This window comes from Anabaena lutea FACHB-196 (genome assembly GCF_014698305.1).
GTDB classification, from domain to species: Bacteria; Cyanobacteriota; Cyanobacteriia; order Cyanobacteriales; family Nostocaceae; genus Anabaena; species Anabaena lutea.
On the sequence record NZ_JACJST010000032.1, the window covers coordinates 29,285 to 54,503 of the forward strand.

Annotated in this window: 21 protein-coding genes and 3 tRNA genes; 16 read left to right on the plus strand and 8 right to left on the minus strand. The window is 41.3% G+C overall.

Going from position 1 to position 25,219, the window contains the following annotated elements; all coding sequences use genetic code 11:
- Positions 1 to 18 precede the first annotated feature (18 nt).
- Positions 19 to 582, minus strand: coding sequence for a thermonuclease family protein (locus H6G59_RS24260; protein ID WP_190719707.1), 564 nt, complete (start codon positions 580 to 582; stop codon positions 19 to 21).
- Positions 583 to 747: 165 nt separating this feature from the next.
- Here H6G59_RS24260 and H6G59_RS24265 point away from each other — a divergent pair, with 165 nt between their 5' ends.
- A complete protein-coding gene (locus tag H6G59_RS24265; RefSeq protein WP_190719709.1) occupies positions 748 to 987 on the plus strand; it encodes a hypothetical protein in 240 nt (79 codons plus the stop codon).
- A gap of 7 nt (positions 988 to 994) precedes the next feature.
- Here H6G59_RS24265 and H6G59_RS24270 read toward each other — a convergent pair whose 3' ends face one another.
- Together H6G59_RS24270 and H6G59_RS24275 are read right to left on the minus strand one after the other, a co-directional pair.
- Positions 995 to 1,777: an RNA methyltransferase gene (locus H6G59_RS24270; RefSeq protein ID WP_190719712.1), complete on the minus strand. Its 783-nt coding sequence runs from the start codon at positions 1,775 to 1,777 to the stop codon at positions 995 to 997.
- A 343-nt stretch (positions 1,778 to 2,120) separates the two neighbouring features.
- A tRNA-Leu gene (locus H6G59_RS24275) sits at positions 2,121 to 2,202 on the minus strand.
- 327 nt (positions 2,203 to 2,529) lie between these two features.
- Between H6G59_RS24275 and murA the strand changes: the two genes are divergently transcribed.
- The 8 genes from murA (at position 2,530) to H6G59_RS24315 (ending at position 9,353) form a co-directional block, all read left to right on the plus strand.
- Positions 2,530 to 3,912 (plus strand): UDP-N-acetylglucosamine 1-carboxyvinyltransferase, encoded by a 1,383-nt coding sequence (gene murA / locus H6G59_RS24280; protein WP_190719758.1) that lies wholly within the window; start codon positions 2,530 to 2,532, stop codon positions 3,910 to 3,912.
- Between the two features lie 386 nt (positions 3,913 to 4,298).
- The gene (locus H6G59_RS24285) at positions 4,299 to 5,222 is read left to right on the plus strand and encodes a hypothetical protein (RefSeq protein WP_190719715.1); all 924 of its coding nucleotides are present in this window, start codon (positions 4,299 to 4,301) and stop codon (positions 5,220 to 5,222) included.
- A 405-nt stretch (positions 5,223 to 5,627) separates the two neighbouring features.
- Entirely contained in the window at positions 5,628 to 6,503 is an 876-nt protein-coding gene (locus H6G59_RS24290) for a M48 family metallopeptidase (RefSeq protein ID WP_190719718.1), read from the plus strand.
- Between the two features lie 52 nt (positions 6,504 to 6,555).
- Positions 6,556 to 7,638, plus strand: coding sequence for an alpha-hydroxy acid oxidase (locus tag H6G59_RS24295; protein ID WP_190719721.1), 1,083 nt, complete (start codon positions 6,556 to 6,558; stop codon positions 7,636 to 7,638).
- 78 nt (positions 7,639 to 7,716) lie between these two features.
- A tRNA-Leu gene (locus H6G59_RS24300) sits at positions 7,717 to 7,798 on the plus strand.
- A 467-nt stretch (positions 7,799 to 8,265) separates the two neighbouring features.
- Positions 8,266 to 8,481, plus strand: a complete 216-nt coding sequence (locus H6G59_RS24305) for a hypothetical protein (RefSeq protein ID WP_190719724.1) — start codon at positions 8,266 to 8,268, stop codon at positions 8,479 to 8,481.
- Between the two features lie 496 nt (positions 8,482 to 8,977).
- Positions 8,978 to 9,202, plus strand: a complete 225-nt coding sequence (locus H6G59_RS24310) for a hypothetical protein (RefSeq protein WP_190719729.1) — start codon at positions 8,978 to 8,980, stop codon at positions 9,200 to 9,202.
- A 79-nt stretch (positions 9,203 to 9,281) separates the two neighbouring features.
- Positions 9,282 to 9,353 (plus strand) — tRNA-Gln (locus tag H6G59_RS24315).
- A gap of 274 nt (positions 9,354 to 9,627) precedes the next feature.
- On the opposite strand, the gene H6G59_RS24320 is transcribed toward H6G59_RS24315, so the two are convergent.
- On the minus strand, positions 9,628 to 10,107 hold the full coding sequence (locus H6G59_RS24320; protein WP_127055636.1) for a hypothetical protein: 480 nt from the start codon (positions 10,105 to 10,107) through the stop codon (positions 9,628 to 9,630).
- 169 nt (positions 10,108 to 10,276) lie between these two features.
- On the opposite strand from H6G59_RS24320, the gene H6G59_RS24325 reads away from it, so the two are divergent.
- Both H6G59_RS24325 and glgB read left to right on the plus strand, forming a co-directional pair.
- On the plus strand, positions 10,277 to 11,557 hold the full coding sequence (locus tag H6G59_RS24325; protein WP_190719732.1) for a hypothetical protein: 1,281 nt from the start codon (positions 10,277 to 10,279) through the stop codon (positions 11,555 to 11,557).
- 360 nt (positions 11,558 to 11,917) lie between these two features.
- On the plus strand, positions 11,918 to 14,209 hold the full coding sequence (glgB, locus tag H6G59_RS24330) for a 1,4-alpha-glucan branching enzyme (RefSeq protein WP_190719735.1): 2,292 nt from the start codon (positions 11,918 to 11,920) through the stop codon (positions 14,207 to 14,209).
- 99 nt (positions 14,210 to 14,308) lie between these two features.
- Here the strand turns inward: glgB and H6G59_RS24335 are convergent, their stop codons facing one another.
- Entirely contained in the window at positions 14,309 to 14,788 is a 480-nt protein-coding gene (locus H6G59_RS24335) for a response regulator (protein ID WP_190719737.1), read from the minus strand.
- Between the two features lie 122 nt (positions 14,789 to 14,910).
- The gene (locus H6G59_RS27500) at positions 14,911 to 17,751 is read right to left on the minus strand and encodes an ATP-binding protein (RefSeq protein ID WP_242038970.1); all 2,841 of its coding nucleotides are present in this window, start codon (positions 17,749 to 17,751) and stop codon (positions 14,911 to 14,913) included.
- A gap of 387 nt (positions 17,752 to 18,138) precedes the next feature.
- On the opposite strand from H6G59_RS27500, the gene H6G59_RS24345 reads away from it, so the two are divergent.
- Positions 18,139 to 20,316, plus strand: coding sequence for a putative bifunctional diguanylate cyclase/phosphodiesterase (locus H6G59_RS24345; protein ID WP_190719740.1), 2,178 nt, complete (start codon positions 18,139 to 18,141; stop codon positions 20,314 to 20,316).
- A gap of 30 nt (positions 20,317 to 20,346) precedes the next feature.
- Here H6G59_RS24345 and H6G59_RS24350 read toward each other — a convergent pair whose 3' ends face one another.
- Positions 20,347 to 20,772: a hypothetical protein gene (locus tag H6G59_RS24350; protein WP_190719742.1), complete on the minus strand. Its 426-nt coding sequence runs from the start codon at positions 20,770 to 20,772 to the stop codon at positions 20,347 to 20,349.
- Between the two features lie 56 nt (positions 20,773 to 20,828).
- Entirely contained in the window at positions 20,829 to 21,377 is a 549-nt protein-coding gene (cobU, locus tag H6G59_RS24355; protein ID WP_190719744.1) for a bifunctional adenosylcobinamide kinase/adenosylcobinamide-phosphate guanylyltransferase, read from the minus strand.
- A 137-nt stretch (positions 21,378 to 21,514) separates the two neighbouring features.
- On the opposite strand from cobU, the gene H6G59_RS24360 reads away from it, so the two are divergent.
- From H6G59_RS24360 to hpsU, 4 genes are all read left to right on the plus strand, one after another.
- Positions 21,515 to 22,321, plus strand: a complete 807-nt coding sequence (locus tag H6G59_RS24360) for a hypothetical protein (protein WP_190719746.1) — start codon at positions 21,515 to 21,517, stop codon at positions 22,319 to 22,321.
- A 174-nt stretch (positions 22,322 to 22,495) separates the two neighbouring features.
- Positions 22,496 to 23,428, plus strand: a complete 933-nt coding sequence (locus H6G59_RS24365) for a glycosyltransferase family 2 protein (protein ID WP_190719749.1) — start codon at positions 22,496 to 22,498, stop codon at positions 23,426 to 23,428.
- A gap of 18 nt (positions 23,429 to 23,446) precedes the next feature.
- Positions 23,447 to 24,376 (plus strand): glycosyltransferase family 2 protein, encoded by a 930-nt coding sequence (locus tag H6G59_RS24370; RefSeq protein WP_190719752.1) that lies wholly within the window; start codon positions 23,447 to 23,449, stop codon positions 24,374 to 24,376.
- Positions 24,377 to 24,503: 127 nt separating this feature from the next.
- A complete protein-coding gene (hpsU, locus tag H6G59_RS24375) occupies positions 24,504 to 25,073 on the plus strand; it encodes a hormogonium polysaccharide biosynthesis acetyltransferase HpsU (RefSeq protein WP_190719755.1) in 570 nt (189 codons plus the stop codon).
- The last annotated feature ends 146 nt before the right edge of the window (positions 25,074 to 25,219 follow it).

Genomic DNA, 25,219 nt, shown 5'->3' on the forward strand with positions numbered 1-25,219 from the left:
TTTACTAATTTCAATGATTTACTTATTTGCTTTTCTATAATCCCAAGGATCAACAAATTTAGCATCGCTCCAAATTCCTATTTTTTGCTGTTGTGCTTGCGCTTCGGCTTGCTGGACAATATCTTTACTGGGACATTTGCTCAAATAAGGACGATATACCTTAGCTAATCCTTCCTGTAACAAAACTTGTTGGACAAACGTACCATCTTTTAAACGCACTTCTGCAACTTTTCTACCATAGCGATCGCTATCCGTTATACTCAACTTGACGCGATTGCCTGCCTGCTGCACAAGTTCTTCCACCCGTGTTTGTGCTTTCACACCCCAAGCAAATTGATTTACATCTTTAGTAAATTTACTGTTTTTTTCTTTCTGAGAATGAGGTATTTCTGGGGAATCAACACAAGCAAAGCGCACTGTGAACTTCTTGCCATCAGTGTCTTTCAACACCAAGGTATCACCGTCGCTCACCCTCTCAACAATATCACCAGTCGGGGGAAACAGGCGATCGCAACCCACGACGCTAAAACCGATGATAGCTGCACCCAACCAAATTAGAACTTGTTTAATCGATTGATTCATTTCCACAAATTTGGCAGTCAAGCCTGCTAATGTGTAAGATTGATACTAGACGAAATAGTGGTGAGCAGCTAGTTATCAAAATAATTTTAGACTGCTCAAATTGACTGGATTAGCGACTGCAATCCAAAATTGCTCAACTTCACCCTGATTCTCTTTATTAAGATTATGAAACCTATTCACCAATATCAGCGCTATGATGCTGCTCAAGAGTTTCAGCAATCCCTGCTTCAGTTAGAAGACATCTTACAAGTCAATTCCACTATAAATCAAGTGAACAATAAATTGGATACTAGTAGCTCCATGAACGATAGCTTCAGCAACAAGACGGATGCTATTGATATATCAGCCTTAGAGGATGCAGTTGCTGACATTGAGCAATATTTAGCAAGAAAACAAAAAAATTAAGAACTGATCAACTATAAATCTTTTGCCGCTGGGCTTCGTATAACATTAAAGCCGCTGCGATCGCTACATTCAAAGATTCTACTCCAGGACTCAGAGGAATTTTCACTTGTGTATTCGCCATTGCTGCTAAATCTGCTGACAATCCAGCCCCTTCATTTCCCAGTAGAATCAAACTAGGTTTACGCCAATCCACTTCCCAATAAGTTAAATTTGCACTTGGCATAGTAGCAACTACCTGCATTCCTGCTTGCTGGCTTTGGGCAACTGTCGTTCTTAAATCTTCACTCACCGCCATATTTAAGCGAAACCACTGCCCCGCAGACGCACGTAAAACCTTGGGATTATCTAAATCCACACTATCACTATTCAACCACAAACCGGATGCCCCAGCAGCCGCAGCGGTGCGAATCATTGTCCCTAAATTCCCTGGATCTTGCAGAGTTTCCACAGCTAGAACCAAACCAGTAAAAGGGACTTGGGTTTGCTGTTCACTCCGCTTTGCTATGGCAACTACACCATCTGGCTGTACCGTAGTTGCCATGGCCGCTAAAACGTCTTCACTAACAATTTCTGAGCGATGGCTTCGACTACAGGCATTATCCCACAATTGAGGATGTGCCATTTGCCATTTTTCTGTACAACAAAGGGTATCTAAAGGGTAATTCACCGCACAAGCTTCTTCTAGCAAGTGCGTCCCTTCCAGTAAAAATAGCTGCTGCTTATGTCTCTCTTTGGTAGAGTGCAGCTTACGGATTTGCTTAACTAGGGAATTTTGTAAACTTGTCAACACGATTTTAAAATAATTCGTAATAGTGCCTACGGCAGGCTACCGCCAACGTAATTCGTAATTCGTAATTCGTAATTCGTAATTCGTAATTCGTAATTCGTAATTCGTAATTAAGCCTACGGTCTCCTTAGGGATACGTAATTCTTAATTAATTTTTGTAATAGTAACTCAAAAAACTTCCGTTCGCGTAGCGTCTTTGAAGGAGATTCCAGATTTAGTCAGAAATAAACCACCACAAAAGTTGTTGCTTTTAGGAGCAGGGCAATTAAACTCCCATACATAATTACATAATTAATTAGATTTTGAGATTTGGGATTTTAGATTCATCTGCAATCCCAAATTGATATGCGGAACCCGGGACTTGAACCCGGAAGCCTTGCGGCACTAGAACCTGAATCTAGCGCGTCTGCCAATTCCGCCAGTTCCGCTGGCATCGACATCTTATCGACAATTTCTTATTATTGCTTAATGCTGTAGGTTTGTCAACTAAAATGTTTCTCAAAGTAAAAAAACAGGAAGGAGTACTTATTGAGTATTGTATTTAACTTATAGCACTTAATTGGTATTGACATAGCCAATAAATTGTCAAACCGCAGAAAGCTTGCTAGTAATTATTTACAGCCATCAGAACCGAGAAAGTGAAAATTTATCTCCACAAGTCATAACACCAAAATGTAGACAAACCAACTCTTTACTGTAGAATCAAAACCAACTTTAAACCTTTATTATTGCGTACTTTTTTTGGAGGTAGGCTTATTAATTCTTCTAGCAGCTTACCAGATGCCAAGTCTTCACCTGAAGCAGACTCCTCAGTCTTGCAAATTTGGGGTGGGCATCCTTTGCAAGGTCATGTAAGAATTAGCGGGGCAAAAAATTCAGCACTGGTAATCATGGCTGGAGCTTTGCTTTGTTCAGGAGATTGTCGTATTCGCAATGTCCCGTTATTAGCGGACGTAGAGCGCATGGGGCAAGTTTTATCAGCTTTGGGATTGCGCTTAACCAGAGAAGACGACATTTTAGATGTTGATGCCAGGGAAATTAGCACGTCCAAAGCGCCTTATGAACTAGTTACTCAACTGCGAGCCAGCTTTTTTGCCATTGGACCCCTGTTAGCGCGACTGGGAGTAGCACAAATGCCTCTACCAGGGGGTTGTGCCATTGGTGCTAGACCAGTTGATTTGCACGTCAGGGGACTGCAAGCAATGGGAGCAGAAGTGCAAATTGAGCATGGTATTTGTAATGCTTTTGTTCCTGGTAGCAATGGTAGATTGAAGGGAGCGAGAATTTATTTAGATACTCCCAGCGTGGGTGCAACTGAAACCCTGATGATGGCAGCTACCTTAGCTGATGGTGAAACTATCCTAGAAAATGCTGCCCGAGAACCAGAAGTAGCCGATTTGGCTAATTTCTGTAACTCAATGGGAGCGAAGATTCAAGGAGCAGGAACGAGTACAATTACCATCAACGGTGTTGAGAAATTACATTCTACCGACTACAGCATTATTCCTGATCGCATTGAAACAGGAACTTTTTTACTCGCTGGAGCCATCACTCGTTCAGAATTTACTCTTTCCCCAGTGGTTCCCGACCATTTAATCCCAGTGATTGCCAAGTTACAAAAAATTGGCGTACCCATCATTGAGGAAGGGTCAGACTGTTTACGCATTTTACCAGCAGAGAAACTCAGAGCTACGGATATTGATACTTTACCTCATCCGGGTTTTCCCACAGATATGCAAGCGCCTTTTATGGCATTGCTGACTTTGGCAGAAGGTGACAGCATCATTAACGAATCTGTGTTTGAAAATCGTCTGCGTCATGCTTCCGAGTTAAATCGCTTGGGGGCAGATATTCGCGTTAAAGGTAATACTGCCTTTGTTCGCGGCGTGCCAATGTTATCCGGCGCACCAGTAATAGGCACGGATTTACGAGCATCCGCAGCTTTGGTTATAGCTGGACTAGCAGCCGAAGGAAAAACCACAATTCAAGGATTAAAACACTTAGATCGTGGTTATGATCGCCTGGATATGAAATTGCAGCAACTAGGAGCAAAGATTATCCGTGTGAATAGTGAAGCATCAGCTGATGCAGAGTTACATACAAACAACAGCAATCCCCCGGCTTCTGTTTCTATCTAGAGTTAGGGGATTTCGTATTTGGTGATTTAATGGCGGATTTTACCTGTTGATGAAATATCAAGTTGGTAACTTTCGCCATTCATTTTTTGGTGACTAGGGAAAAGGCGGTTAATAAAGTAATTTGTGTGTGAACAGTCATAAAAACATAAAAAAGTAAGGCATTGAAGGAAAAGTCTCTCCCTTTTTTGGGTTGTGACCTTTGTGATAATTTGCTTTCATCAGACAATGCTGCTTAAACTTACTGCTCGATTGGTGCTAAGTATTTATTTGTGGCAAAGTAATTTAATTTAAAAAAAAATTAACATGATCATTCTCATTCCTATGTTATACAAAGCTATAGTTGTTACTAATTTTAGAGCGTGTTTGAATTAAGGAAACTAAATATTATGGAAAATATAAATTTTGCTTTTGTAGCTAATCCATTAACCATTGATTGTGAATTGCCATTTGAAATTATTGAAGGCTGGTACTTGCAAAAAGCAAATGATATGCAAATTGATGATATTAGATCAATACTCTACAGTATGGGAGATAACCACCTTGGCTTTAAGCATGAATGTGAAGCAGTTCTTGAGCAAAATAACTCGTATAGAAGGATGCCTAGAGAGAAGTGGAATTATTATGTAATATCTTTTTTAGAGAATAATAAAGAAACTTTTATGCGTCTCCAACTGGCAGCAAATTTAGCGGAAATAGATTTGGAGCTTGGGTTGTCTTGGTTATCTGAATTACAAAAATATGAGATTAGTTTCACTGTCAATTTCATGACTTATTTAGGAAATTGGAAATTAAACCCAGATCTAGAAAAGAATAAGCACCTAGAAATTGAGAATTTGTTGGAATTGAAATCAATCTTTGATAAAATTAAGCATTTTGATGCTACAAAATATCCTCATATAGCAAAATGTATTGATAATTTTTATCATTTAAATAGACTACCCATAGACAGCGATTTTGTAATAATAGGATTTTTTGGTATTATTGAATCACTTATAACATATAATCCTGGTGATAAAGGAGCTTCATTAAAACATCAGATTAGGAAGAAAATACCACTGCTAGTAAAAAGGTTTTCATGTAAAGTAGAGTATGAAATTTTTTTTAATCCTTGCAGTGAAGATAAACTTTGGAGTACCCTTTATGATTATAGAAGCTGTATAGCACATGGTAATGAAAGTGATTTTAAGAAACAGTTATCTTTACTAAAAAGTAGAAAAACAGTATTGATATTTCTGAAATCATTTTTAAAGAAATTGATAAATCATTCTATGACAGAACCTCAACTATATATAGATTTAAAAGAGTGCTAAAATACATTATAAAAATGAACGATCACTTTATAATGTAACTTTTAATACTTAAATAAGCTTCATCCATCTTGAAAACTGGAGTTTTTCAAAAAAAAGGAATATACTGACGGGAAATGGAATCTAGATAGTTAGGATATTACATCAATCACGAGATATGGATAGTCAATTTACTGGTTTATGAATGCGTAAGATTGCTCTGAAAACAAAAATGAATTATGGGGACATCATCTTCTCAGACACAATAAACCGGAGCTAGAACGGATGATTCAATTTGTTAAACCATTTTTGTTTAATTAGGCAGAAGTCAAGCAACAAGCACATCATCTCCAGGTACTAGCAATGCCCACCCTGCTGAAATCGCTATACTAGCTGTGGGAAATATATTTTTTATTGATTGCCATAATTATGTCTTTACTTAAAACCCCACTAATTGGTTTAAAAGCTGACTCATTCCGTCATCCTCTAGACTTGGAAGCAACCAACACCCTTAAGCAAATTCCTGGCTTAGATATGATGGTGCGGAATTTGTTGGGGCCAATGGCTGAACAGGTTTTTTATGTAGAAAATATTGCATCAAGTATTTTGGTTGGTGAAAAACAACTGCCGGATTTACACAAGCTGTTGTTAGATGCTTGTCATATCTTAGATATCGAACCACCCCAGTTGTATGTGCGTCAACATCCGGCTCCTAATGCTTACACATTTGCTATGCGTGGTAAGCAGCCGTTTGTAGTTCTGCACACTTCCTTAATTGATATTCTCACACCAGAGGAAATACAAGCTGTAATTGCCCATGAGTTGGGACATCTCAAATGTGATCACAGTGTTTATTTAACACCTGTAAATTTATTAGTCTTAGTAGCAGGAATTGTACCTAATGTTGGTGCTGTTGTGGCTCAAGCGTTACAGGCACAATTATTAGAATGGGTACGTTGTGCTGAGTTTACCTGCGATCGCGCCGCTTTGTTAGCTACCCAAGACCCCAAAGTTGTCATGTCAGTATTAATGAAGCTTGCTGGCGGTTCTCCCACCTTAGCACCCAAGCTAAATCTCGATGCCTTTGTTGCCCAAGCTCGTGCTTATGATGACATTAGTAAAACCGAACTTGGCGAAATGGTCAAAGAAGCCCGCACCGCCCAATTAAGCCACCCTGTACCAGTATTGCGAGCTAGGGAAATTGACCGTTGGAGTAGTACTTTAGAATACCAAAAGTTACTGCAAAATCACGGTTTTAAGGACAAACTTGAAACTGCACCGAAGGGCGGCTGGCGTAATTGGTAAATATCCGCAGGAGTGACAGCACAGAAAGCAGGGGAAGCAGGGGAAGCAGGGGATGAACTCACCCATCAACTTATTTGAATATGAACAGTTAGCAAAAGCTCATCTTTCGCAAATGGCGTTTGATTATTACAGCAGTGGTGCATGGGATGAAATCACTTTAAAAGATAATCGCACTGCTTTTACACGAATCAAACTCCGTCCTAAAATGTTAGTTGATGTCAGTGAAATCAACTTAACTACCAAAGTTTTAGGTGAACCTTTGCAGTTCCCTCTGCTCATTGCACCAATGGCTTTTCAATGTCTCGCTCATTCAGATGGGGAAATGGCGACAGCCTCAGCTGCGGCTTCAGCAGGTGTAGGTATGGTTTTGAGTACATTGTCTACTAAGAGTTTGGAAGAAGTTGCAACGGTTGACAATGGTTTGCAATGGTTCCAGCTTTACATCCACAAAGATCGGGGTTTAACTCGCGCTTTAGTAGAAAGAGCATATACAGCAGGTTACAAAGCACTGTGTCTAACTGTTGATGCTCCTGTGTTGGGAAAGCGAGAACGAGATCAACGCAATGAATTTACATTACCTCCGGGTTTACATCCCGCTAATTTAACCAAAATATCTGGGTTAGATATTCCCCAGGAAAAAGGCGAATCTGGGTTATTGACCTATTTTGCTCAACAGATTAACCCCGCACTGACTTGGAAAGATTTAGAATGGCTGCAATCTCTTAGTCCCTTACCTTTAGTATTGAAAGGGATTTTGCGGGGTGATGATGCTGTGCGGGCGGTAGAATATGGCGCTCAAGGGATTGTGGTTTCTAATCATGGTGGTAGACAATTAGATGGTGCGATCGCTTCCTTAGATGCTCTACCCGAAATCATAGCCGCAGTAGACGGTAAAGCAGAAGTTCTTTTAGATGGTGGTATCCGTCGAGGTACAGACATCCTCAAAGCCTTAGCTATAGGCGCAAAAGCCGTTCTCATCGGCCGTCCTGTATTGTGGGGATTAGCGGTATCTGGACAAGAGGGCGTGTCTGATATTATCTCGCTTCTCAAAGATGAATTAACTACCGCAATGGCACTCAGCGGCTGTGCTAGTCTACAAGATATTGATTCAACTTTGGTAATCCGTAATTGGTAATTCTTGATTATTCCCGATTCTAAAAAATACTTGTTGCCAAAATCAAAAAATAGGCTATAATAGGAAAGTTACACCCAAGGGCGGGTGGCGGAATTGGTAGACGCACCGCACTCAAAATGCGGCACCGAAAGGTATAGGAGTTCGATTCTCCTCCTGCCCATTGCTTACATAGTAATGTTTTCAAGGTTCAGTTGCTAGAAAGCAATAACTCTTTTGACTACTTTTGCACCAATTATAAATACTACTCAATGAAATAATTTGTAGCTATGTCATTAGAGTGGATGTCTCCAAATTTTATATTTGAATCTGTAAAATTTTTACTTCCTAAAACTTTTTAAACATCCTCTTAAGTTGATACAAGTGGGGTGTAGGGTAAACATCAATCAGCATTTACTTAAAATCTCGCGTCGAGACTTGTGGACTGTAAAATCTAAAGATTACAGAAAAATATTAAGTCAGAATCAGGATAACCAGGATTAAAGGATGTACAGGATATTATTGTTAACCTACTAAAAAATAACAGTAAATTCTCTCTGCGTCTCTGCGGTTCGTTCTCAATCTCCTAGTCACAGTTCCCACAACTTGAAAACTAGGTAAAATCAAAGAATGATTAACCAAAGGTGAACAATGGAAACCCAACAACTGAAAGCCCTCATAAAAGAAAGTATTTTAGAACTGATACAAGAAGAAAAATGGATAATTCAAAAAATGTTAATTCCGCTCTTGACCAACAAAGAAAATGAAGAATGGAACGAGTTTTCCTTAGAACAAGCTATGAGAGGCTTAGAAAATGATCATCTTCCTGAATACACCGAATCTGATCTGATAGAAAAATGGCAATAGCAGGTCAAATAGTTCTCTTCAGATTTCCGCAAACTAACCTGACACTGGGGAAACTACGTCCTACACTACTCATAAAACCCCTATCCAATAATGTATATGATGACTGGCTTGCCTGTATGATTTCCACAAAAACAGGACAATAACTAGCAGGATGAGATGAAATTATCTCATCCCAAGAGGTTGATTTTTCGCAAACAGGCTTAAAATCAGAAAGTGTGATTCGAGCTTCACGACTAGCTGTGGTTTCAGAGCAGATACTTTTAGGAAAAATTGGTGAAATTTCTGAAGCAAGGTTAACAAGAATTAGACAAAATCTAGCAAATTGGATTTTAAATAATTAATTATCATCGCTGCTTTGATCGGATTTATCACTTAACCCAGAGATGATGCATTTGATACTAAATGAAGTGCGATCACTATGATTGTTCCAACTTCTTGTCAAAAGTAAAAACATTGTAGTACAATAACACAAGTAAAAACAACCCACATTAACACCATGCGCTTAAAAAGATGGGAATCTCCCCGCAAAGAAGGGAGAAACGATAAAGGCCGAGGCGGTTCTGCCAGAAAGAGACAACTGAAGAAACAAAGACAGATGCTGAGAAACAAACTCAAAGAAGGGCAAAAGCCAGAAAACAACGAAAACAATCAAAACAACAAGCAGGGGGAAGGTATTTTAACCTTCCCTCTTTTTTTATGCCTTTCTTCGACAATAAAATAAGAATAAAAATATTTTCTAAAAAGTACTTGACAAAACCCCCAGGGTAACTGCTATATTATTTGAAGTTGACTTACTTCGTTGGGGCGTAGCCAAGTGGTAAGGCAGTGGGTTTTGGTCCCGCCATCCCTAGGTTCGAATCCTAGCGCCCCAGTATTAAGAAGGGCAGGTTTTAAAACCTGCCCTTTTTTTTGTCAATTATCAAAATTAACAACGGGATTTGATGTAAAGTCAAAGTAATTCCTAATGATCACCCCATGTCTAAAGCCAGGGGCTTAAACCAAGGAATAAATTTTTGGCTCTCCATAACTAAAGTTAGTTGCTCTGTAACCTTGAATTACGTATCCCTAGCGGGACCGTAGGCATTATTACGAATTACGTTGGCGGTAGCCTGCCGTAGGCACTATTACGAATTAGTAATTATTCGGTCACTTTTCAGGTGATTTGAGAGCTTGATCCAAAACTTGTCTAGCCTGTTCTGCTTTTGTGCGTGCTTCTTGATAACGGATATTAGCTTGGGCGAAATTTTTAAGAACCTTAAAACCTTCCTTGAGACGGGTGATTTCCTCCTCAGTCACCACATTATCTGAGAAAAGAACATCAACCGCTTTGCGAATTTCCAAAGCTTCAGACCGTGATTCTTGCACCTTCAACTTCAGTGTAGCCAAATTGTTGAGAATCTGGACGGCTTGGGTAATGGCATCCTCACCGCTAGTATTATCAATAGTTGGTTCCTTAACTTCAATTAACTGTTGAGGTCCAAATCCTTCTTCTAGTTCTGTGGATAGCTGATCAGTATCCATCAGTTCCATCAGCTGATCCATTGCTTTGTCGCGGGCTTTAGCCGAATCTTTGCCAGGAACAGAAAGAATAATTTCTGGGCTTTGAGCGAGAGTATACTGAACCATATTAGGGAAAATGTGCTGGTTTACTAAGCTAGGGAGAAACTAGACACAAGAATTGTCCAGCGCCATAATGACCATATCATTTGGTGATGAGTTTATGCTATGGGTTTAAACTAAAATCAAACTTTATACTAGATAAAGAGAAACTCAAATACAAGAGGAGAGGAGAGCAATGACTCCCAATCCCGCCATTATGCGATCTGTAGAACAATTGGGCTACCGAGTTACCGTTGGTGACGTGGCAACCCAAGCTGGTTTAAATTTAGCTGAAGCCAATCAAGGATTATTAGCTTTAGCATCAGATGCTGGGGGACATTTACAGGTAGCAGAATCCGGTGATATTGTTTATAAATTTCCCCAAAATTTTAGAACAATCTTGCGTAATAAATACTTGCAATTACGGTTGCAGGAATGGTGGAAAAAAGTTTGGGGAGTGCTGTTTTACTTAATTCGCATTTCCTTTGGAATTTTCTTAATTGCTTCTATTGCGCTGATTAGTGTCACCATCATCATTATCATTACTGCTGCCAATTCAGATCGGGATGGAGACAATGGAAGCGGCAGTTCTCGTGGATTCAATTTCTTCTTTTTCCCAGATTTATTCTGGTATTTTAGTCCCGATTATGGACAACAATCCCAAGAAAGACGACAACAAAGAGGGGAAGAGAGCGATCTCAATTTCTTTGAAGCTGTGTTTTCGTTTTTGTTTGGTGATGGTAATCCTAACGCCAACTTAGAAGAACGCCGTTGGCAAGAAATTGCGACAGTAATTCGTAATCACAAAGGAGCAATAGTAGCCGAACAAATTGCCCCATATCTGGATAATTTGGGTGAAAAATATCAGCAAGAATACGAAGATTATATGTTGCCTGTACTGGTTAGATTTAATGGGCAACCCCAGGTAAGTGCTGATGGGCAAATTGTCTATTATTTCCCAGAGTTACAAGTAAGAGCCAGCAAAAAAAAGCGGCAGTCAATAGCTCCTTATTTAGAGGAATTTCCTTGGCGGTTTAGTGCGGCGAGTTCAGGAAAAATTATGTTGAGTGCTGGTTTAGGTGTACTCAATTTTGTGGCTGCTTTAATATTGGGAAGCTTATTGAGGGATGGTACAGCCGCAGCGCAAATAGGTGGACTGGTAGGCTTTGTACAAGGAATTTATTGGCTGTTGTTGGCTTATGGAGCAGGTTTTTTAGGTATACCCTTATTGCGTTATTTCTGGATTCAATGGCGTAATGGTAAAATTGCCGCTGGTAATAACCAAAGGATAGAAAGAGCAAGACTGTTAGCAAATGCTGATTCGACTTTACAGAAAAAAATTGCTTTTGCTAGTGAATTTGCTACAGAAAAAATCATTGGTAAAGAAGATTCTGTTTATTCCAGTGAGACAGACTTGCTAGAACAAGAATTTGAGCAAGTTAAAAAACAGAACCGGTTAGATGAATCAAAGGATTAGGATGGGACTAAGGGATCTGACAGGTGTAGTTTTTTTTACAACTAGTAGGAGTTGGAGTAATAAAAGCTATCAACAGTAGTATGAGCAATGGCTAACCACAACCATTCAGCACGTTGTGGATCAACTAAACAAGTGTTGTGCCACTGCCAACCATCAGACTCTCGCTTTCAGCAGTGAATACTCATACCCACGTAAAAAAACTTACACTTGTCATATCTCCCCATCTCCCCATCTCCCAATCAAGATACATTCTGAGGTACTATGACGGTGACGACAAAACTGCAAATAAATGTAAAGAATATATATAGATATTTAAAAAAGCAGATTTAGTCAATCACCTTATTTCACGTAGGTAGCTTCATGTCCATAACCACGATCGCACCTGAACAGGTTAATCGCATTGTTCGGAATCAGCATCATGATCCTTTTGAAATACTTGGTTCTCATGCCATAGAACAAAATGGTAAAAACGTCTGGGCTGTGCGAGCCTACCTACCAAATGCCAGCGCAGCATGGGTAGTACTTCCTGAAGAACGCAAAGAATACCCAATGCAGACAGTCCATGATCCCCACTTTTTTGAATGCATAATTGAAACAGCAGAACTCACAAACTACCAATTACGAATTAAAGAAGGGGAACATGAGCGTGTCACTTACGACCCTTACGCTTTCCGTTCTCCCCACCTAACAGACTTTGACTTACATTTGTTTGGTGAAGGCAATCATCACCGCATTTACGAGAAACTGGGAGCGCATCTCACAGAAGTAGATGGAGTGAAAGGTGTTTATTTTGCTGTTTGGGCCCCCAACGCCCGCAACGTTTCCCTACTAGGAGACTTTAACCTATGGGATGGACGCAAACACCAGATGCGAAAAGGACACACAGGCATTTGGGAATTATTTATCCCTGAACTTGGTGTGGGAGAGCATTACAAATATGAAATCAAAAATTTTGAAGGACATATTTACGAAAAATCTGATCCCTACGGTTTCCAGCAGGAACCACGCCCCAAAACCGCATCAATTGTTACTGACTTAAACTCCTACACCTGGGCTGATGAAGATTGGCTGGAAACGCGCCGTCACACAGACCCCCTAACTCAACCAGTTTCCGTCTATGAAGTACATTTAGGCTCTTGGTTACACGCGGCTAGTGGGGAACCCCCCAAAGGGAGCAATGGGGAAATTCAACCTATAGTTACCGTCTCCGAACTAAATCCGGGCGCACGCTTTCTTACCTATCGGGAATTAGCAGCAAGACTCATTCCCTACGTCAAAGAATTGGGATACACCCATTTGGAATTGCTACCAATTGCCGAACATCCCTTTGATGGTTCTTGGGGTTATCAGGTAACTGGTTACTTTGCCCCAACTTCCCGTTTTGGCAGCCCAGAAGATTTTATGTATTTTGTTGACCAATGTCACCAAAACGGAATTGGCGTAATTGTAGATTGGGTTCCTGGTCACTTCCCTAAAGATGGCCATGGTTTAGCTTTTTTCGATGGTAGTCACCTGTACGAACACGCAGACCCTCGCAAAGGCGAACATAAAGAATGGGGAACTTTAGTATTCAACTACAATCGCCATGAAGTCCGCAATTTCTTAGTAGCAAATGCCCTGTTCTGGTTTGACAAATACCACATTGACGGGATTCGCGTTGATGCTGTAGCTTCTATGCTTTACCTTGACTATTGCCGTAAAGATGGGGAATGGTTGCCCAACGAATACGGTGGTAGAGAAAATTTAGAAGCTGCTGATTTCCTGCGCCAGGTAAATCACAATATTTTTAGCTATTTTCCTGGTGCGCTTTCCATTGCTGAAGAATCTACCTCCTGGCCAATGGTATCTTGGCCTACTTACACAGGAGGGTTGGGCTTTAACTTAAAGTGGAATATGGGCTGGATGCACGATATGCTGGACTACTTCAGCATGGACCCTTGGTTCCGCCAGTTCCACCAAAACAACATTACTTTTAGTATGTGGTATAACCACAGCGAAAACTTCATGCTGGCTCTGTCCCATGATGAAGTGGTGCATGGTAAGAGCAATATCATTGGCAAAATGCCGGGGGATAGATGGCAGAAGTTAGCCAATGTGCGTTGTTTGTTTAGTTATATGTTTGCTCACCCAGGTAAGAAAACCATGTTTATGAGCATGGAGTTTGGGCAATGGAGTGAGTGGAATGTTTGGGCTGATTTGGAGTGGCATCTATTCCAGCATGAACCACACCAACAGTTAAAAGACTTTTTCCAGGCTCTCAATCATCTTTACCGTTCTGAGCCAGCTTTGTACACCCAAGATTTTGCCGAGCCGGGATTTGAGTGGATTGACTGTAGCGATAACCGTCATAGTGTAGTTTCCTTTATCCGCCGCGATAAGGATTCGGAAAATTTTGTGGTTGTGATTTGCAACTTCACACCCCAACCTCATTCTCACTATCGCATCGGTGTTCCTGAATCAGGTTTTTATACCGAAATGTTCAATAGTGATGCCCGTCAATATGGCGGTAGCAATATGGGCAATTTAGGCGGTAAGTGGACTGATAATTGGTCTTTGCATAATCGTCCTTATTCCCTGGATTTGTGTTTACCACCTTTGGGAGTTTTGATTCTCAAATTGGATCAGCAGAAGACAGCCCAGGTGCTGGAATAATATCAAGTCCGTGAGCTTCGTTGCTCATCGAAGATGACACGGAGACACACAGAGGGGGAGATCGATTTCCCCCTTTTTCCTTCTCCCCTTGTGTCTTCTTCAAAAAACCGGTACTCGGTTAAATAAAACCCAATAAAACCCTAGCTGCTGGACTGCATGGTTAAATTGCTCAAAATCCACAGGTTTGACGATATAGCTATTTACCCCAAGTTGGTAACTCTCAATCACATCTTTATCTTCGGCGGAAGATGTTAACACCACAACTGGAATTGTTTGTGTGCGTGGGTCAGATTTGAGTTGCCGTAAAACTTCTAATCCACTTACCTTTGGTAATTTCAAATCCAGCAAAATGACTTTGGGTTGATTGGTCATATTCCGATGGGCATAGTTTCCCCGACAAAAGAAAAAATCGAGGGCTTCTGCTCCATCTTGGAGCCATTGGAGTTGATTGCCAATTCTGCCGCGACGCAAGGCTCGGATAGCTAGTTCTGCATCAGCAGGATTATCTTCAACCAACACAATAGAAATCGGTTGCTCATAAGATGTATCAGTAGGCTGATCAATGGGTTGGTCAGTCATTAGTTATGGTAGGACAGGGGACAGGAGGCAGGGGGCAGAAAATTCCTACTCGGTACTCAGTACTCGGTACTCGGTACTCGGTACTCGGTACTCAATACTCGGTACTCACTACTCACTACTCACTACTCACTACTTGGTAGGGTGAAATAAAAGGTTGCACCTTGATCGACGGCTGCTTGAGCCCAGATGCGCCCTCCGTGACGTTGAATAATCCGTTGGACGATCGCTAGTCCGATGCCTGTGCCTTCAAATTCTTGTTCACGGTGTAGACGTTGGAAAACTCCAAACAAATTATCGGCATATTGCATATCAAATCCTGACCCATTATCTCTGATAAAGTACACGTCTTCACCATCGATAACCTCATAACCCACTTCAATATGGGCAACGGATTTGTAGCTGGTGTACTTAATTGCATTCGATAACAAGTTGATCCAGACTTGTTTGAGGAGGGAAAGGTCAGCTTCGCAGATGGGTAAATCAGCGATCGCAAATTCAATTTGACGACCTGACCATTGTGGGGTCAAATCACTCAGCACCTGTTGAATTAAATCATTGAAAAACACTGTCTGCTTAGACATTTCCTTCCGATCCAGACGGGATAAATTCAACAGATCATCAATCAAATCACCCATGCGTTTAGCATTATCCCGGACAATTTTTAAGTAACGATTGGCTTCTGCATCTAGTTTTTCACTATAGTCTTCTTGCATGATTCTCGAAAAGCCATCAATTGCTCGTAAAGGCGCTCGCAAGTCATGGGAAACGGAATAAGAAAAAGACTCCAAAGCTTTGTTAGCAGCCTCTAATTGGGCAGTTCGTTGGATTACCCGTTCTTCTAACTCCGCATTGAGTTGGCGAACTTCAGCCTCCACTGCTTTGAGGTCACTGATATCCCGCATAACAGTAGAGAGATATTCCAGATTGCCATCTGTTGTTTTGTGAGCAATAATCATCTGGGAAACGGGAATTTCCCTACCTTCACTAGCCAATAACGCCGTTTCACCGACCCATGTGCCATTCTGAATTGCTGCCGGAATTCCTAGATCTTCAATAATCTCTAATGCCCACTGAGGATGGTAGTTGGGAATACGCAAGGTAGAGTAGTCTACATCCGAGAATAGATTCATCAGGTTTCGTAATTGGGCATTATTCCACAAGTTATTACCTTGGGGATCAACCATGCCAATATAGTCGGTGGAGGCTTCGAGAATAGCAATCAAGCGATCGCGATCTTTCTTTGCCCGTTTGCGCTCGGCAATCTCCATCTCTAATTCGGCATTTGTTTGTTGTAGTGCTTGAGTTCTCTCCTGAACTCGTTGTTCTAATAGTTCATTGGCTTGATGAATTTCCCCAAACTTTTGCTGCAAACTGGCTGCCATGAACCGAAAGTTCCGCAATAACAGCGCCAATTCAGTCACCTGACTCTGTATCCAGTTGATCGGTTTCTGCTCTAACAGTTTATTTGGTAAGTTCGTGGTGACTTCTGCTAATTGAGACAAGGGTTTGACCAATTGGCGGCTAACTAGGGTAGCAGAAATCAGAGCTAGTCCTGAGACAAATAGGAGTATTGCCATGTTGCGGGTGTGAACCCACTCAATCTGGCGCACATGAGAGATTGCCGGCATCTGTACCACCAGTGTCCAGGGAATTGTCTGATTAATGGCAGACTCTTTCACAAATAGGGAATTTTGCCACTGTACCATCACCAGAGGACTACCAGTGATTGGTAGCCAATGGTAGGTTTGAGTCCCTATCTGGTCAACCCTGCCATCTTTACGCCAATTAAAAGCCTGAGTACCAATCCATTCTAGTTTCGTGCTGGCTGCTACTGTTTGTTTTTGATCCACTAATGTGATGTCTAGCTTTTCTTCACCTAAATTAGACTGCAACAACTTTGTAATATTGCTTAAATCAATTTCAGTAAAAATAGCACCCATGAGTTTTGTATCCCTTAGGATTGGCACACCCAATAAGACAACGGGAAAAGCCGACTTACCTGGTAGCAGCAGAACGGGAGAGAGAAAAGGTTGGGGCAATCGCTGCATTTGCTGAAAATATTTGTCTTCATTAAAGGCACTCTCAGAAGCAGAAACATTGTTCTCAAAATCGAGAATGGGTTTTCCCCTCTCATCCAGAATATGAATGTGTCTAAACTCAGGAAAAGTCCGGCTGACGAATGCAGCATTTTGTTGTAAAGCGTCGCTCCCGAAAGAGTTGAGCATTGCTAATTCGGCCAGTCCATTCACAGAACCCAAACGTCGTTCATACCAGCCACGCACCTCAACTGTCAGGTAACGAGACGCATCATTTAAATCTAAACGAGTCATATTTTTGATATCATCTACCACCTGATGGCTGGCCAGCACAATCAAAACTAAGGTGGGAACTGACACAAAAGCAACCAGTAAATTAAACAGGGTTTGTTGTAGTGAAAGGGTGCTAATAGCAGGTGGACGGTCAACCCAACGATGAATTGGTGAATGTGTCAGCAATAAGCTGGCAATAAGGGCGTTAAAAATACCATTAGTAGGCTGCTTGAAGAGAATAATTCGGGCTTGGATCGGATCGACGTGCAGAATGATCGCGTAAAATAACCATATCAATGGCATCCCGATTACCAACCAAAAAAGAGCATCCAGCAAAACAATATTATTGTGCTGCCGTCGGTGAAACAGCCAACCGACAAATAGGGCTTCTGCTGTAAAAGTAAAGGTAGTATAGGGGTGATGCCAAATCACATAGGTACAACTTCCGGCCAAAAAACCTGCTAAAGTCCCCCATCTCACTCCGTATAAACAAACGACAATCCAAACAGCAATTGAACCAAACAGAAAATCAATGTCGAAAAATAACGTCCATCGGCAGTAGTTTCCTAAAAAGCCAGCAATAATTAGTAGGATCAAGCCCCACAGTTGGCGATTTTCAGATAATTTTGATTTCAAGATTTCTGTTAAATACATACTGCCTGTCCTTCAGATAACTTTGGCTATAAATCAGTTTTTATTTCCCAGGCACTTTAATCACATAATTTTAAGTTGTTATGTTGGTGAATGTAAAACCATCAGTAGAAGGGCGAAAGTCAAAGCCTATCCTCTACAACGGAATAGGTTTACCAGAAAGGTATGATATTTAATTAAATCCACCCACTGATTAAATGGATTGATATCTTTATGAATGATATGGGCGGCATGAATTTCACTTAAACTCTTAGCTATCTGAACGGCTAACTTCAGAAATTGTAATATCAATTCACTTAATTAAAGCTACAAATGAATATCCTTCCACGTCCCGATGTCTGTGCGTTTGTTGTCCATTTGTATCAACCTTAAAGTGAACTGGTATTAGATATGAGTCAAGACTTGAATGTCCTGCTTGTTGAAGATTTAGAAACAGATGCCCTATTAGTTCTCCACGAACTGCGTCGCGGTGGTTTCAATCCTATCTGGCAGCGTGTCCAAACAGCCCTAGAGCTACGCACAGCCCTCGGTAGCCGGACTTGGGATGTGATCATTTCAGATTACCGATTGCCAGGATTCGATGCTCCTGCGGCTCTGGAAATAGCAAAGCAGAGTCAAAAAGATATTCCTTTCATTCTGGTTTCTGGAACCATCGGCGAAGTATCTGCTGTGGAAATGATGAAAGCGGGTGTTCATGATTATCTGATGAAGGATAACTTAAACCGCTTACCAGAGGCAGTGCGTCGAGAACTTCGGGATGCTCAGGTGCGGGCAGAGCGCAAACAAGCAGAGGAAAAACTGCACCACACTCTCCAGGAATTATCCAACTTCAAATATGCCCTAGATCAATCGGCCATCGTCGCTATTACTGATGCTCACGGGGTAATCACCTACGCTAATGATCGATTCTGCGAGATATCTCAATACGACCGAGAGGAACTGGTTGGTCAAACCCATCGGGTGATCAATTCCGGCTATCATTCTCAAGAATTCTTTGCTCAGATGTGGCAAACCATCAGCCAGGGGCAGATCTGGCGGGGCGAAATCCGCAATCGGTCAAAAGATGGCAGTTTCTACTGGGTTAATAGCACGATTGTACCTTTTTTGGATGCCTTGGGTAAGCCCTTTCAATACTTGGCTATCCGCACGGATATTAGCAATCTCTACGAAGAGCTTCGGTTACGCAAACAGGCGGAAGAACAGCTTATTCACAATGCTTTTCATGATCCATTGACAGGTTTACCGAATCGGACGCTGTTGGAGGAGCGACTGGAACTAGCAATAAACCGAGCTAAAAGGGTGGAAACCTATCATTATGCTGTCTTGTTTCTAGACCTAGATCGGTTCAAAGTCATCAATGACAGTTTAGGGCATTTAGCTGGAGATCAACTACTTCAGAGTATTGCCCAGAAGTTGAAAACTCACCTGCGAGATATGGATTTAGTCGCTCGACTCGGTGGTGATGAATTTGTAATTTTACTAGAAGATATCGTCAGTATTGAAGCTACGATTAAAATTACTGAACGTATCCTCACAGATTGTCAAACGTCGCTGATGCTCAATGGTAACGAAATGTTTATTAGTACGAGCATCGGAATTGTTTTTGCTACACAAAACTATCGTCAAGCCGCCGATTTACTCCGAGATGCTGATATTGCCATGTATCGAGCTAAAGCTCAGGGGCGAAATTCATACAAAATTTTTGATGCCCAAATGCATACCCAAGCTGTAAATCGACTAACTCTAGAAACTGAGATCCGTAAAGCTCTGGAACGAGAAGAGTTCATTGTCTACTACCAACCTATTGTCGATTTACTAGGCGGTCGGCTAATTGGGTTTGAGGCATTGGTGCGCTGGCTTTCACCTACTCGCGGGTTCGTTTCTCCAGGAGAATTTATTCCTATTGCCGAAGAAACTGGGCTAATTGTGCAGATAGATCGTTGGATGTTTTACACAGTTTGTCAACAATTGGTCAACTGGAAAACAAATTTTACTCACTTCCCGCTTAAGGTTAGTATTAACCTCTCTGCTCAAGATATTCGCCAAGCCAGTTTAATTGAAGACATTGATCGCACACTAGCCGAAACAGGTTTAGAAGGCAATTCTATCGTCCTAGAAATTACTGAAAGTATGCTAATTGAGGATATCGATAAAACAATTGATTTGTTGACCCAATTAAAGGACAGAAAAATTCAGATTAGCATTGATGACTTTGGAACTGGATATTCATCGCTCAATTATCTCCATCGTTTACCTGCTGATAATTTGAAGATTGATCGCTCTTTTGTGAGTCAGATGGAGGAAGGAAATCGTAATTATCAGGTGGTGAGTACTATCATTGCCTTGAGCAATCAACTGGGATTGGCTGTGGTGGCTGAAGGGATTGAAACACCACAACAACTTCAATGGTTACAGCAACTGGGATGCGAACTCGGTCAAGGCTATTTATTTTCTCCACCTTTGGCTAGTCAAGAAATTGAGACGCACTTGCTCAAAGAAGACTATGAGAAACTTTATCAAGCTCATTTGTTCAATGCATTAGTGTCTAAGTTTAAATTTCTGGTTTGAGATGAAACTGGTTGCTGGAATTTTACCAACTCAAGTGCAAGGAATGTTATCTATTAAGCGATCGCAAATTACTGTCAGCTGTTCTTGGCTATTAACGGGGCCACGCGGTGCTGGTAGTTCGGTATTAGGCCAGTTGGGTAAACTATTACAGGGACAAAACAAAGCTGGCATTCCCACACTACGTATCGGTACAGGCATTGAACAACGACCGCAAGGGAGCATTTCCCAGACTGGTGTCAGCAGTTCAGCTATGGTTTCGTGAGTGCCTTCTAAATAACAGTCACTAATTTCTAAGGAAAGAATACTTTGCCAGCATTCTTCAAATTCTGGGCTATAGCGATCGCCTTTTAGCACGGGGCTAGGTAAGAAGCTGTGATTACCATTACCTACAATCACTTTCTTCCCTAACTGAAACCAGTGAGCAACATATTCTTTAACTTCTTGTTCGTTTGCCATATGCTTAATTGTAGTTTTAATTCAGAAATTTTACCCGGCCAATCTTTAATTTGGAATTAAGGCTTTGCTACTGGTAAGGGAGAACCCAAAACACTGAGATTCAGAACATAACCACCAGTAACTAGGTAAACAGTCTCAGAAATTGCACCTAACTGACGAACTAAAGAACCCAAGCGATCGCGGAATGTCCTACCCATAGGATAAGCTGGTACTACTCCCCAACCAGTTTCTTCCCCTACAAATACTAGATCAGCCGCAACTAAACCAACTATTTTGAGCAATTCTGCCAAGGTATTTTCCCAACTCACATCGTCTTGTTCTAAAAAATTAGCTACCCAAGTTCCCAAAGAATCAATTAAAAGACAGGTGTTAGGCTGGGCATTAGCTAGGGTAGTAGCAAGTTCCACAGGTACATATAGAGTTACCCAGTCTTGAGGACGGCGTTTTTGGTGTTTTTCAATACGTTGCTGCCACTCTTGATCTTCAGGATTTTCTGTAGCTGTTGCTATGTAAATAACTGATTTTCCTGACTGTTTTGCTAAAGTTTCTGCCCATTCACTTTTACCTGAGCGTGCTGGGCCTGTTACTAAAATAACTCTACTCATAAGATATCACAATCTTGGTCTTCCTTAAAGTCTTGTTCTACCTATAGAATAAAGAAAAGTTTCTCAATAATTTGCTTCTTTAACAAACTGATTCGCAAATCAATCAATACTACCAGAACAAGCTTGAGGATCTCTTTATGAAAGCAGGCCTAAAACGGATTGAGGCAACTCTACATGATTTGGGAATTCGTGGCACTGACTTAGGCACAGAAACAGGTGATTCAACAAAACGCCCGTTCTCCTTTAGGATTAGCATCGGAGCTAACAAAACCACAGACAGTACAGAGCCTTCAGATAATGAGGGCATCAATACCGTTGATTTGGGCAGAGATACTGTCAGTAAATCATCTTCAGATCCCAATTTCTTTTCCCAGGATAATTCCGTACAAACTTTTCCCGCGCACTCAGGTGAAGGCAAAACACCTAGCCTACCTAAGTTTAAAACACCGAGCTTCAGTAATCATCGCCACGGAGCCAATCCAGCATTTGCAATGAATCTCTTGCAAGAAATTCAAGAGACTGTCGCTGATTGGCAAACTGAGTTACAGGTCATTTTGCAACAAATTCAAGATATTTATTTAGATGGACCAGTTATTAATGGCTGGCTAGAATCCAATCCTCAAGAACCAGAAACAGGAGGAACGGCAACGCTGCGTCATGCGGAAGTTGAGCGCCTGATGGATTATGTGGAAGAAATTTGTGAGACTAGTGATCAGGTATCATCTCCATCATCGCGTACTGGCTACCGCCTCTGTGGAGTCGATGCAGCTGGTAAAGTCTGGTCGCGTTTATGTCCAGTAGAACAGGTTCCGACTGTGAGTATGGCGATCGCGCGATATCAAAAATTACGTCAACTGTTTGGGCGCAAGCAATATCTAGAAACTCGGCTGGGTCAATTGGCAGAAACACTTGTGGCTTTACACAGTCATATCCGACAAGCATGAAGTATTGGTAAAGTGGTGACAATTTTTTTATGAAACTTGTCTGCAAATATTGTTTTCAGCAAAATTACGTTGGTCGATAAGTACTTTATAGAGTAGATTAACAACCAGTAAGCAAAAGTTGAATTGGATATTTTTAACAAAATTCCCAATTTAAAAACTATAGTAATCAATCCCATGCCGGACTTACAAATCTCTGCCATCATCTGTACTCACAATCGAGATACCTATTTAGGTGCAGCGATTGACAGTTTATTGGCGCAGGACTTTACTGCTAACTTTGAAATTGTAGTAGTGGATAATGGATCTAGCGATCGCACTCGTGAAGTTGTCGAACAAAGAGCAGCAGATCCCCGCCTCAAGTACATTTTTGAACCGATCCTGGGCTTATCAGTAGCTCGTAACACAGGCGCTAAGGCTACTAGCGCAGACATTCTCGCTTATTTGGATGATGATGCAGTCGCTAGTCCCCAATGGTTGCAAGTTTTGTATTCTGCCTACGAAAATAATCCCAACATAGCGATCGCAGGTGGTAAAGTTACTCTCATCTGGCCTCCAGACATTGAACCACCAAAGTGGATATCTCCGGGACTCGCTGCTAACTTGGGAGCCTACGATTTGGGAGACAGTATCGTCTACATTGAACAGCCCGGTTCCACCCCTAGAGGCTTAAATTACTCGATTCGGCGCAGTTTTCTCGAAGATATAGGCGGTTTTGACCCTCAACTAGGACGAGTCGGCAAAAACCTCTTATCTAACGAAGAACTACAAATGACCGAATTTGCCCTTCAGCGTGGTTGGCAAGTCGCTTATCTTCCCCAAGCCCTAGTTGCTCACAATGTTGCCCCAGAACGGCTAAAACCCTCCTGGTTTTTAAACCGGGGTTGGTGGCAAGGTATTAGTGAGTGCTATCGGGAACAACTTGCTGGTAAAGCCGGTATTGGTCAACTGCAACGAGGCAGCGAGAAGTTTGTACGTGGCTTATATAAATCATTACAATATATTACTGATCCAGCCGAAAGATTTGATAAACTAGTCTATGCTTATGGTCAGATTGGTTACTTAAATGCAGCCATTCAAGGACTTCTTTTTACAGCGAACAAAAAATAAATTAAAGTAAAAATTATTATGTCATCTAAAATACCAGTCTCCGTACTAATTCCCGCCAAAAACGAAGAATCTAACTTGCCTGCCTGTTTAACTAGTCTGGCAGTAGCTGATGAAGTTTTTGTTGTCGATTCCCAAAGTAGCGATAAAAGTATTGAAATTGCTGAGAGTTACGGGGCAAAAGTTGTACAATTCAACTTTAATGGCAGTTGGCCAAAAAAGAAAAATTGGTCATTAGAAAATCTACCTTTTCGGAATGAATGGGTGCTAATTGTTGATTGTGATGAGCGGATTACACCTGAATCTTGGGCAGAAATTGCCGAAGTAATTAAGAGCGATAAGTGTAATGGTTATTACATCAATCGACGTGTATTTTTCTTAGGAAAATGGATTCGTCACGGAGGTAAATATCCTGATTGGAATCTCCGCTTATTCAAACATCAAAAAGGCCGCTACGAAAACCTCAACACCGAAGATATCCCCAACACAGGCGATAACGAAGTTCACGAACACGTAATTTTACAGGGACAAGTTGGGTATCTCAAACATGATATGCTCCATGAAGATTTCCGCAATCTTTATCACTGGTTAGAAAGACATAACCGCTATTCTAATTGGGAAGCCCGTGTGTATTTAAATTTGCTCACAGGTAAAGATAATGGTAAAACAATTGGTGCAAATCTATTTGGTGATGCAGTACAACGTAAACGCTTCTTAAAAACAGTGTGGGTACGCTTGCCATTTAAACCATTATTAAGGTTTATTTTGTTCTATATTGTTCAGCTTGGCTTTTTAGATGGCAAAGCTGGATACATCTATGGACGGTTATTGAGCCAATATGAATATCAAATAGGAGTCAAACTCTACGAATTACGCAGTTGTGGTGGACAGTTAAATACTGCAAACACCTCTGAATCTACCTCCTCAACTTTGTCTCAGGAAGTTGGGTAATGGGTAATGGGAAAATATTTATCTTTCTCCTGACTAATGACTAATGACAAATAACTAATGACCAATGACCAATGACCAATGACCAATGACCAATGACCAATGACCAATGACTAATGACCAATGACCAATGACCAATGACAGACCTTTTGTAGATTTACGTAAATATGACCAATCCTGGTTTGACCGAGGTCGTCCGGGTTGGTATGTTTTATTATGGTGGTTGGTGCAAGCGATCGCATTTCCTCTGACTCCCCAACCGCTAAATATTCTGCGTTGCGCCCTGCTGCGGCTATTTGGAGCTAAGATTGGCAAAGGCGTATTAATTAGACCCACAGCCCGTTTCACCTATCCTTGGAAAGTGACCATTGGTGATTACAGTTGGATTGGTGATGACGTAGTTTTCTACAGTCTTGATCAAATTATCATTGGTGAACAGTGCATAGTTTCCCAGAAAAGTTACCTGTGTACAGGTAGTCATGATCTTCAAGATCCAGCCTTTGGTTTAAAAACTGCAAGTATTACCATCGGTAATGGTGCATGGGTAGCAGCAGATTGTTTCCTAGCCCCAGGAGTAGAAATCGGTGCTAATGCAGTGATTGGGGCGCGTAGTAGTGTTTTTACTGATATGCCAGCAAATCAAGTTTGTTTGGGAAGTCCTTGTCGTCCCCACCATCAGAGAATAATTCGTAATTCGTAATTCGTAAACAGGGAACAGGGAACAGGGAACAGGGAACAGGGAACAGGGTGCAGTAGATCATTATTTCTCCCCATCTCCCCATCTCCCCATCTCCCCATCTCCCCATCTCCCCATCTCCCCATCTCCCCATCTCCCCATCTCCCCAT

Coding starts and splice junctions, on each gene's coding strand:
- H6G59_RS24310 (WP_190719729.1), top strand. CDS start 8,978: ATGCGCTTAAAAAGATGGGAATCTCCCCGCAAAGAAGGGAGAAACGAT.
- H6G59_RS24370 (WP_190719752.1), top strand. CDS start 23,447: ATGTCATCTAAAATACCAGTCTCCGTACTAATTCCCGCCAAAAACGAA.
- H6G59_RS24350 (WP_190719742.1), bottom strand. CDS start 20,772: ATGGCAAACGAACAAGAAGTTAAAGAATATGTTGCTCACTGGTTTCAG.
- H6G59_RS24365 (WP_190719749.1), top strand. CDS start 22,496: ATGCCGGACTTACAAATCTCTGCCATCATCTGTACTCACAATCGAGAT.
- cobU (WP_190719744.1), bottom strand. CDS start 21,377: ATGAGTAGAGTTATTTTAGTAACAGGCCCAGCACGCTCAGGTAAAAGT.
- H6G59_RS24290 (WP_190719718.1), top strand. CDS start 5,628: ATGTCTTTACTTAAAACCCCACTAATTGGTTTAAAAGCTGACTCATTC.
- H6G59_RS24305 (WP_190719724.1), top strand. CDS start 8,266: ATGGAAACCCAACAACTGAAAGCCCTCATAAAAGAAAGTATTTTAGAA.
- glgB (WP_190719735.1), top strand. CDS start 11,918: ATGTCCATAACCACGATCGCACCTGAACAGGTTAATCGCATTGTTCGG.
- H6G59_RS24325 (WP_190719732.1), top strand. CDS start 10,277: ATGACTCCCAATCCCGCCATTATGCGATCTGTAGAACAATTGGGCTAC.
- H6G59_RS24360 (WP_190719746.1), top strand. CDS start 21,515: ATGAAAGCAGGCCTAAAACGGATTGAGGCAACTCTACATGATTTGGGA.
- hpsU (WP_190719755.1), top strand. CDS start 24,504: ATGACCAATGACAGACCTTTTGTAGATTTACGTAAATATGACCAATCC.
- H6G59_RS24345 (WP_190719740.1), top strand. CDS start 18,139: ATGAGTCAAGACTTGAATGTCCTGCTTGTTGAAGATTTAGAAACAGAT.
- H6G59_RS24265 (WP_190719709.1), top strand. CDS start 748: ATGAAACCTATTCACCAATATCAGCGCTATGATGCTGCTCAAGAGTTT.
- H6G59_RS24335 (WP_190719737.1), bottom strand. CDS start 14,788: ATGACTGACCAACCCATTGATCAGCCTACTGATACATCTTATGAGCAA.
- H6G59_RS24320 (WP_127055636.1), bottom strand. CDS start 10,107: ATGGTTCAGTATACTCTCGCTCAAAGCCCAGAAATTATTCTTTCTGTT.
- H6G59_RS24295 (WP_190719721.1), top strand. CDS start 6,556: ATGAACTCACCCATCAACTTATTTGAATATGAACAGTTAGCAAAAGCT.
- H6G59_RS24285 (WP_190719715.1), top strand. CDS start 4,299: ATGGAAAATATAAATTTTGCTTTTGTAGCTAATCCATTAACCATTGAT.
- H6G59_RS24260 (WP_190719707.1), bottom strand. CDS start 582: ATGAATCAATCGATTAAACAAGTTCTAATTTGGTTGGGTGCAGCTATC.
- H6G59_RS27500 (WP_242038970.1), bottom strand. CDS start 17,751: ATGTATTTAACAGAAATCTTGAAATCAAAATTATCTGAAAATCGCCAA.